Below are 9387 nucleotides of genomic sequence, written 5' to 3'. Positions count from 1 at the left end.
CTCCACCGAGGCGACCAGGCCGCCCGAGGGATCCGCCAACTCCAACGCCACCGCGTCCGACCCGAGTGCCACCATCCGCAACCGCAGCGCACGCGCACCGGACGCCCACAGCGACACACCGGACCAGGAGAACGGCAACCGCGCCCGACCGTCACCGAATACCGACGTGAACATCACCGCGTGCAGGGCGGCGTCGACCAGCGCCGGATGCGCGCCGAACCGTTCGGCGACCGTCTGCTGCTCCTCGGGCAGTCCCACCTCGGCGAAGACCTCGTCACCGCGCCGCCAGACCGCGCGCAGACCCTGGAACACCGGCCCGTACGCCAGCCCCAGCCCGGCGAACCGCTCGTACACACCCTCGACCTGCTCCGCCACCGCGTCCCGCGGCGGCCACACGCCGAAGTCGAAACCGTCGGCAGGCGGCATCTGCGCGGCGAGGGACAGCGCGCCGGTCACGTGGAGCGTCCACGGATCGGAGTCGAGGGCGTCCTCGGCGCGGGAGTGGATCTCCAGGGCGCGCCGGCCGGCGTCGTCCGCCGCACCCACCCGCACCTGAACCCGGACCCCACCCCGATCGGGCACCACCAGCGGCGCCGCGATCGTCAGCTCCTCCACCCGGTCACAGCCCGCCTGCTCACCGGCCCGCAACGCCAGCTCCAGGAAACCCGTCCCCGGAAACACCACCACACCCGCCACCGCATGGTCCCGCAGCCACTCCTGCGCGACCAGCGACACACGCCCCGTCAACAGCAGTCCGTCACCACCGGCCAGCTCCACCGCGGCACCCAGCAACGGATGGTCCGCCGCACCCAACCCCACCGCACCCAGATCACCCAACGCCGAACCCGTGTCCCGGGACCAGAAGCGGCGCCGCTGGAACGCGTACGTCGGCAGGGAGATCCGCTCGTGTCCGCCGTCTGCCGGCTCGTCATGCGGGAACGCCGTCTCCCAGCGGACCGGAAGGCCGCTGACGTGGAGCTGGGCCAAGGCCGCGAGCAGGCTCTCGGGCTCCGGTCGGTCCTTGCGCAGGGCGGTCGCGAAGACAGCGGAGCCGCCGTCCAGGCAGCTCTGGGCCAGAGCGGTCAACTGGCCGTCGGGGCCCAGCTCCAGCAGGCGGGCGACCTTGCGCTCCGCCAGGGCCCGGACGCCGTCGGCGAAGCGGACGGGGCGACGGACGTGCCGCACCCAGTAGTCGGGGGAGGTGAGTTCGTCGGGTTCGGCCGGGCGGCCGGTGACGTTGGAGACCACGGCGATACGTGGGGCACTGTAGGTGAGGGTCTCGGCCACGGCCCGGAAGTCGTCGAGCATGGGCTCCATCAGCGGCGAGTGGAACGCGTGGCTCACCCGCAGCGCCGTGACCTTGCGGCCCTGGCCACGGAAGCGGTCCGCGATCTCCTCGACCGCCTGAGCCGCGCCCGAGACCACGGTCGCCCGGGGGCCGTTGACCGCGGCGATGCCCACCTCGTCACCGAGCAGGGGCAGGACTTCGTCCTCGGTGGCCTCGAGCGCGACCATCGCACCGCCCTCCGGCAGCGCCTGCATCAGCCGGCCACGCGCCACCACCAGACGACACGCGTCCGCCAGCGACCACACCCCGGCGACGTGCGCGGCCGCGATCTCACCGATCGAATGGCCGACCACAACGTCCGGACGAACCCCCCACGACTCCAGCAACCGGAACAACGCCACTTCCAGCGCGAACAGAGCCGGTTGCGCATACTCCGTGCGGTTCAGCCGGTCGGCGTCCTCACCGAACACCACCTCCCGCAGGTCGAAGGGGAGTTCCGTGTCCACGGCGTCGAAAGCTTCCGCGAACACCGGGGACGTCTCGTACAACTCCCGGCCCATGCCGAGTCGTTGCGAGCCCTGGCCGGTGAACAGGACGGCCAGCCGTTCGCCGGGCCGGACGCTGCCGGTGACGGTGAGCGGGTGGGGTTCGCCGGCGGCGAGGGCGGTGAGGCCGGTGCGCAGGTCGTCGAGGGTGCGGCCGGTGATCACGGCTCGGTGTTCGAAGGTGGATCGGGTCATGACGAGGGCGTGGCCGATGCCGGCCGGGTCCGGGCGCGGCTCGTCGTCGAGGTGCGCGAGCAGGCGTGCGGCCTGCGCGTGCAATGCCGTGCGGCTGCGGGCGGAGAGCACCCAGGGCAGGGGGCTTTCACCCGTGACCGGCTTCGGGCCGGTCGGGGCGGGGGCACTCGCGGATGTGTGCTCCGCCTCGCCCTTCCCGTCGAGCGCCTCGGGCGCGGGCGCCTCCTCGACGATCAGGTGGGCGTTGGTGCCGCTGATGCCGAAGGAGGAGACGGCCGCACGGCGGGGCCGGTCGTCGTGGCGGGGCCAGGGCTGCTCATGGGTGAGCAGGCGGAGGTCGGCGGCGGTCCAGTCGATGTGCTGGGACGGCTCGTCGGCATGCAGGGTGCGGGGAAGGAGGCCGTGGCGCATGGCCAGCACGAGCTTGATGACGCCGGCGACACCGGCGGCTGCCTGCGTGTGGCCGATGTTGGACTTCACCGAGCCGAGCCACAGGGGGCGGTCGTCGGGTCGTACGGCGCCGTAGGTGGCCAGCAGTGCCTCCGCCTCGATGGGGTCGCCGAGGGGTGTGCCCGTGCCGTGGGCCTCGATGGCGTCGATGTCGTCGCCGGTCAGGCCGGCGTCGGCCAGAGCGGAGCGGATGACCCGTTCCTGCGCTGGGCCGTTGGGGGCGGTCAGGCCGTTGGAGGCGCCGTCCTGGTTGACGGCACTGCCGCGGATCACGGCGAGTACGGGGTGGCCGTTGCGGCGGGCGTCGGAGAGGCGTTCGAGGAGCAGCATGCCGACGCCCTCGGCGGGGCCGAAGCCGTTTGCCGCGGCGGAGAACGCCTTGCACCGGCCGTCGGCCGCGAGGGCGCGCTGCCTGCCGAAGTCGACGAACATCTCGGGGCCGGACATGACGGTCACGCCGCCGCTGAGCGCCAGGTCGCACTCGCCGGAGCGCAGGGACCGTACGGCGAGGTGGAGGGCCACCAGCGACGACGAGCAGGCCGTGTCGACGGTGACGGCGGGGCCCTCCAGGCCGAAGGAGTAGGCGATGCGGCCGGAGGCGACGCTGATGGTGCTGCCGGTGAGCAGATGGCCGCCGAGGTCGGCCTGGGAGTCGTGGGAGCGTGGCAGGTAGTCCTGGGCGATGGCGCCGACGAACACGCCGGTGGCCGAGCCGCGCAGGGAGGCCGGCAGGATGCCCGCGCGCTCCACCGTCTCCCAGGAGGTCTCCAGGAGCAGCCGTTGCTGTGGGTCCATGGCCTGGGCCTCGCGGGGCGAGATCTCGAAGAACTCGGCGTCGAACAGCGGTGCTTCGTGGAGGAAGCCGCCCTCGCGGACGTACGAGGTTCCGGGCCGGTCGGGGTCCGGGTCGTACAGTGCGTCCAGGTCCCAGCCGCGGTCGGCCGGGAAGGGGGTGACGGCGTCGGTGCCGGAGGCCAGGAGCCGCCACAGGGCCTCGGGGGTGTCGGCGCCGTCGGGGAAGCGGCACCCCATCGCGACGATCGCGACGGGTTCCTGCCGCTGTTCCTCGAGGTCCTGCAGACGCTTGCGTGTCTGACGAAGGTCGGCCGTGACCAGTTTGAGGTAGTCCCGCAGCTTCTCTTCGTTGCTCGCCATTCGATGCCACTTCCTAGGAGGAGCCCCGAGGGGATCCGGAGACGTCGGGTCCTGAGCGGTCCGGGGTCGATCGGGGTCAGGAAATGCCCAGCTCTTTGTTGATGAGGTCGAACATCTCGTCGTCCGTCGCGGATTCGAGTCCGGTGGCGGCCGTCGTGGTGCCGTCCGTGCCGCCCGTCCACCGGGTCAGCAGGTCCCGAAGCCGGGAGGTCACCTTGTCGTTGAGCGCGTCGTCGCTCTCCGCGCCGTCGGCCGTGCGGTGTGCGTCGGCCATGACGGATTCGAGCCTGTCGAGTTCGGCGAGGAGGACGTCGGCCGGTCGTTCGTCCTGCGGTGCGCACTGTTCCAGCAGGTGGCGGGCGAGGACGGCGGGGGTCGGGTAGCTGAAGACCAGAGTGGCCCGCAGGGTGAGGCCGGTGGCCGCGCCGAGCCGGTTGCGCATCTCGACCGCGGTGAGCGAGTCGAAGCCCAGTGACTTGAACGGCCGGTCGGCGTCGACCGCTTCGGGGTCGGAGTGCCCGATGACCGCCGCGGTGTGGGTGCGGACCAGGTCCAGGGCGGCCCGTTCCCGTTCCTCGGCGGAGAGCGGCCGCAACTGCTCGGTGAACGACACCCTCGTACCGCTGTCGTCCTGGGTGCCGCCCGCGGTGCGGGAGGTGTCCTCCGCGGCCCGCCGGACCGGGGTCCGGGCCAGCGCCCTGAGCAGGGCGGGCGGTTCGGCGCCGCGGCGTTCCAGCCCGGCCAGGTCCAGGCGGGTGGGCAGCAACAGTGCGTGGTCGGTGGTCAGAGCGGTGTCGAAGAGGGCCAGGCCCTCGTCCGCCGGGAGCGGGGCGAGGCCCATACGGCCGATGCGCCGGAGGTCGGCCGCGCCGAGGGTGCCCGCCATGCCCTCGTCGGTCTCCCACAGGCCCCAGGCCAGGGACAGCGCGGGCAGTCCCTCGGCCCTGCGGTACTGGGCCAGGGTGTCGAGGAAGGCGTTGGCGGCGGCGTAGTTGGCCTGTCCCTGGCTGCCGAAGGTGGCGGCCACGGAGGAGAAGAGGACGAACGCCGACAGGGGCAGGTCGCGGGTCAGTTCGTGCAGGTTCCACGCGGCCTGTGCCTTCGGCCGCAGGACGCGGTCGACGCGGTCGGGCGTCATGGCGTCCAGGATGCCGTCGTCGAGGATGCCGGCCGCGTGGACGACGGCTGTCAGCGGACGCTCGGCGGGGATCTCGGCGAGCAGTGCGGCCAGGGCGTTCCGGTCGGCGATGTCGCAGGCGGCGACGGTGACGGTGGCGCCCAGCCCGGTCAGTTCCTCGCGGAGCTCGGCGGCGCCCGAGGCGTCCGGGCCGCTGCGGCTGGTCAGCAGCAGATGGCGGACGCCGTGGCGGGTCACCAGGTGCCGGGCGAACAGTCCGCCGAGGGTGCCGGTGCCGCCGGTGATCAGCACGGTGCCGTGGGGGCGGGTGTGCTCCGAGCCTCGTGCGTGACCGGTGTCCCCGGTATGTGCGTCCTCGGCCGGGGTACGGGCGAGATCGGTCGGCAGCTCGGGGACGGTGAGGACGATCTTGCCGGTGTGCCGAGCCTGGCTGAGGTACCGGAACGCCTCCGGGGCCCGCCGTACGTCCCATGTGGTGACCGGGAGCGGACGCAGCGCCCGCTGTTCGAACAGTCCGAGCACAGCCGTGAGCATCTCGGCGGTTTGGTCGGGGTCGACGTCCCTGAGGTCGAACGCCCGGTAGACGACGCCCTGGTGCTCGGCGGCGACGGTCCGCGGGTCGCGCAGGTCTGTCTTGCCCATCTCGACGAAGCGTCCGCCACGTGGCAGCAGCCGGAACGACGCGTCGATCAGTTCCCGGGCCAGGGAGTTCAGAACGACGTCCATGCCCCGGCCGGCGGTCACCCGAAGGAACTTCTCCTCGAAGTCCGTGTCGCGCGAGGACGCGATGTGGTCGTCGTCCAGACCCATCGCCCGCAGGGTGTCCCACTTGGCGGGGGCGGCGGTGGCGAAGACCTCGGCGCCCAGGTGCCGGGCGAGCTGGACGGCGGCCATGCCGACGCCCCCGGTCCCCGCGTGGACGAGGACGGCCTCGCCGGGGCGCAGGTCCGCCAGGTCCACCAGGCCGTGGTAGGCGCTGAGGAAGACGATGGGCGCCGCCGCGGCCTCGGTGAACGACCAGCCGTCGGGCTGCCGGGTGAGCAGACGGTGGTCGGTCACCGCGAGCGGGCCGTACGCCCCGGAGAAGAGTCCGAGCACCCGGTCGCCGGGTGCGAGCCCGATGACCCCGGGGCCGGTCTCCAGGACCACGCCCGCGCCCTCGCGGCCGGGGACCTCGCGGTCGAGCATGCCCAGGCAGACCAGGACGTCGCGGAAGTTGACGCCGGTGGCCCGCATCGCCACCCGAACCTGGCCGTGAGCGAGGGGTCCGGTGACTTCGGGGCAGCCGACGAGAGCCAGGCTGTCGAGGGTGCCGGGCGTGGTGACGTCCAGTCGCCACACGGACTCTCCGGGCGGCGGGAGCAGCGCGCCGCCGGTGCCGGCCGGGGCCAGCCGGGGGACGTGGGCGACACCGCCGCGCAGGGCGAGTTGCGGTTCGCCGGAGGCGAGCGCGGGAGTGGGGTCGGTCCGGTCGGTTCCGGCATCGGCGGCGGCGAGGGGCACAGGCGCGGTGGCGGCGGGATGGTCGGTGGCTTCGGGGGCGAGATCGAGCAGGACCAGTCGTCCGGGGTGCTCCGACTGCGCGGAGCGGACGAGTCCCCAGATGGAGGCGGCCACCGGATCGGTGAGCTCCCGGTCACCGTCGGCGGGGACCGCGCCGCGGGTCACCAGCACCAGCCGGGCGGCGCGGAGGCGGTCGTCCGCCAGCCAGCTCTGCACGAGGGAGAGGACATGGTGCAGCACGGTCCTGGTGGCGTCCACGGTGTCCGACGTGACGGTGCCGTACGGGTCCGGCTGCGGCGCCGGTCCGTCCGTGAGGGTGTCGTGTGCGGCGGGCATGGCCGGTACCCCGCTGGTGGACGGATCGCAGGCGACGAGCACCGCGCCCGGCAGGGGCGTTCCCGCGGCGACCGCCTCGGTCAGGGCGGTGACGTCCGCGTAGTGACCGGCCGGCGCCTCGCTCAGCCCGGCGATCCCGGGTCCGACGACGGCCCACTGGACGTCCTGGTCGGGGCCGGGAGCGGACGGTGCGGGCAGGGCGCTCCAGTCCAGGTGGAACAGGGCGTCCCGCGCCGCGGCCGGACCGTCGGAGGCGGGAACCAGATCATCACGGCGCAGCTCTCGCAGGGTGAGGGCGTCGACGCGGGCCACCCCACGGCCCTCGGCGTCGGCGACGGTGAGCGTGATCGTGTCCTCGTCCACCGGAGCCAGTCGCACCCGCACGGCGGACGCGCCGACCGCCGTCAGCGAGGCGCCGCTCCATGAGAACGGCAGCCGTACTCCGGCTCCGGCAGGTGCCTCGCCGGAGGCGTCCGCCGACGCACGCCCGGCGGCGAGCCAGGCGTGCAGCGCGGCGTCCAGCAGGGCCGGGTGCAGGCCGTGGCGCCCGGCCTCGTCGTGCTGGTCGGCAGGCAGCCGGACATCGGCGTAGACATCCTCGCCGTGGCGCCAGACGGCGTGCAGGCCCTGGAACACGGGACCGTAGGTGTAGCCGTCGTCCGCCAGTCGGTCGTAGAAGCCGTCCAGCGGGACGGGAGCCGCCTCCGCGGGCGGCCAGTTCGCGAAGTGGCCCGCGTCGTCGGGGCTGTCCGCCTCGTCGGTGCGGTCCGCGTCGAGGATGCCGTCGGCGTGCCGCACCCAGCCGTCTGCGGCGGCGTCGTCGGAGTCGGACCGCGAGTGGACGGACACGGTCCGCCGTCCCGACGCGTCCGGGCCGCCGACGGCGACCTGGATCCGTACGCCGCCGTGTTCGGTGAGGACCAGTGGCTTTTCGAGGGTCAGGTCGGCCAGACGCGCGCGGCCGACACGGAGACCCGCCTGAAGCGCCAGTTCCAGGAAGCCGGTGCCCGGGAAGAGGACCGTGCCCGCCACCGCGTGATCCCGCAGCCACGGGTGCGTTTCGAGGGACAGCCTGCCGGTGAGCACGGCTCCGCTGCCTTCGGCCAGCACGACTTCGGCACCCAGCAGCGGATGCCCGGCGGGGGTGAGCCCGAGCCCGGCCGCGTCCGCGGCCGTGGCGCTCGGGGCGCCCGGCCAGAAGCGCTGCCGCTGGAACGCGTACGTCGGCAGGTCGGCTCGGCGGGCGCCGGAGTCCGCGAACACGGCCGGCCAAAGCGGTTCGGTGCCGCGGACGTACAACTCGGCGACGGCGGTCAGCAGCGTCCCGAGTTCGTCGCGGTCCTTGCGCAGCGCGGGCACGAAGAGCGCCTGCTCGGCAGGGTCGCCGTCCACCTCGGCCCGCGCCAGGGCGGTGAGGGTGCCGTCCGGCCCCAACTCGAGCCAGTGGGAGATTCCCTCGGCCCGCACCCGGCGAACGCCGTCCGCGAACCGCACGGCGTGGCGGACGTGCCGCACCCAGTAGTCGGCCGTCATCAGGTCGTCGGCGTCGGCGAGATCGCCGGTGAGCGCCGAGACGACGGCCAGCCGCGGACGACGGTACGCCAGGCTCTCCGCGACCGCGCGGAACTCGTCGAGCATGGGCTCCATCAGCGGCGAGTGGAACGCGTGGCTGACCCGCAGCCCGGTGACCTTGCGGTCGAGGCCGCGGAAGTGCGCGGCGATCTCCTCGACGGCCGCCTCGGTGCCCGCGACCACGGTCGCCTCCGCACCGTTGAGGGCGGCGATGCCGACCTCGCTCTCCCGGCCTGCCAGCAGCGGCAGCACCTCGTCCTCGGACGCCTGGAGCGACACCATCACCCCACCCGCCGGGAGCGCCTGCATCAGCCGGCCTCGCGCCACCACCAGACGGCACGCGTCCTTCAGCGACCACACGCCCGCCACATGCGCCGCGGCCAGCTCACCGACGGAGTGACCGAGGAGCACGTCCGGACGGACACCCCACGACTCCAGCAACCGGAACAAGGCCACTTCGAGGGCGAACAGGGCGGGCTGGGCGTACTCGGTCCGGTTCAGTCGGTCCGCGTCGTCACCGAAGACGACGTCCCGCAGGGCGAACGGCAACTCGGCGGCCACGGCGTCGAAGGCTTCGGCGAAGACGGCCTGCGTCTCGTACAACTCGCGCCCCATACCGAGGCGTTGCGAGCCCTGCCCGGCGAACAGGAACGCCGTACGACCGCCACCGGCGACCACCGTGCCGCTGATCACCTGCCCGGACGACTGCTGCTCGACCACCGCGCGCAGGCCGAGCAGGGCCTGCTGACGGTCGGCGGCCAGCACCACGGCGCGGTGCTCCAGTGCGGAACGCGTCGTCGCGAGGGACAGGGCGACGTCCCGGTGCGACAGTTCGGCGTCCGATGTCAGGAGGCCCTCCAGCCGCTCGGCCTGGGCCTGCAGTGCGCGGGGTTCTGCGGCGGAGAGAGGGAGGAGGACGCTACGGCCTGCGGTGTTCTCGGCGTCGCTCGTCCCGCTGCGCCGGTCGTTCTCCTCCGCCGCAACGTGTTCGAGGATGACGTGGGCGTTGGTGCCGCTGATGCCGAAGGAGGACACACCGGCCCGGCGGGGCCGGTCGTCCGACCGGGGCCACTCGACGTTGTCGGTCAGCAGGGTGATCTCCCCCGCCGTCCAGTCGACGTGGGAGGACGGCTCGTCCACATGCAGGGTCCGCGGCAGCACACCGTGCCGCATCGCCATCACCATCTTGATCACACCACCCACAC

General features: G+C 73.3%; 2 protein-coding genes. Both read right to left on the bottom strand.

The features are described from left to right. The coding region (locus ACZ43N_RS42610; protein ID WP_468105253.1) for a type I polyketide synthase at positions 1 to 3633 on the bottom strand (3633 nt) is incomplete at its 3' end. 76 nt (positions 3634 to 3709) lie between these two features. Then, on the bottom strand, positions 3710 to 9376 hold the full coding sequence (locus tag ACZ43N_RS42605) for an SDR family NAD(P)-dependent oxidoreductase (protein WP_468105251.1): 5667 nt from the start codon (positions 9374 to 9376) through the stop codon (positions 3710 to 3712). Positions 9377 to 9387 lie beyond the last annotated feature (11 nt).

The sequence above is a fragment of the Streptomyces sp. NPDC030814 genome (genome assembly GCF_055572155.1).
This window is presented reverse-complemented; position numbering and strand designations above follow the sequence as displayed.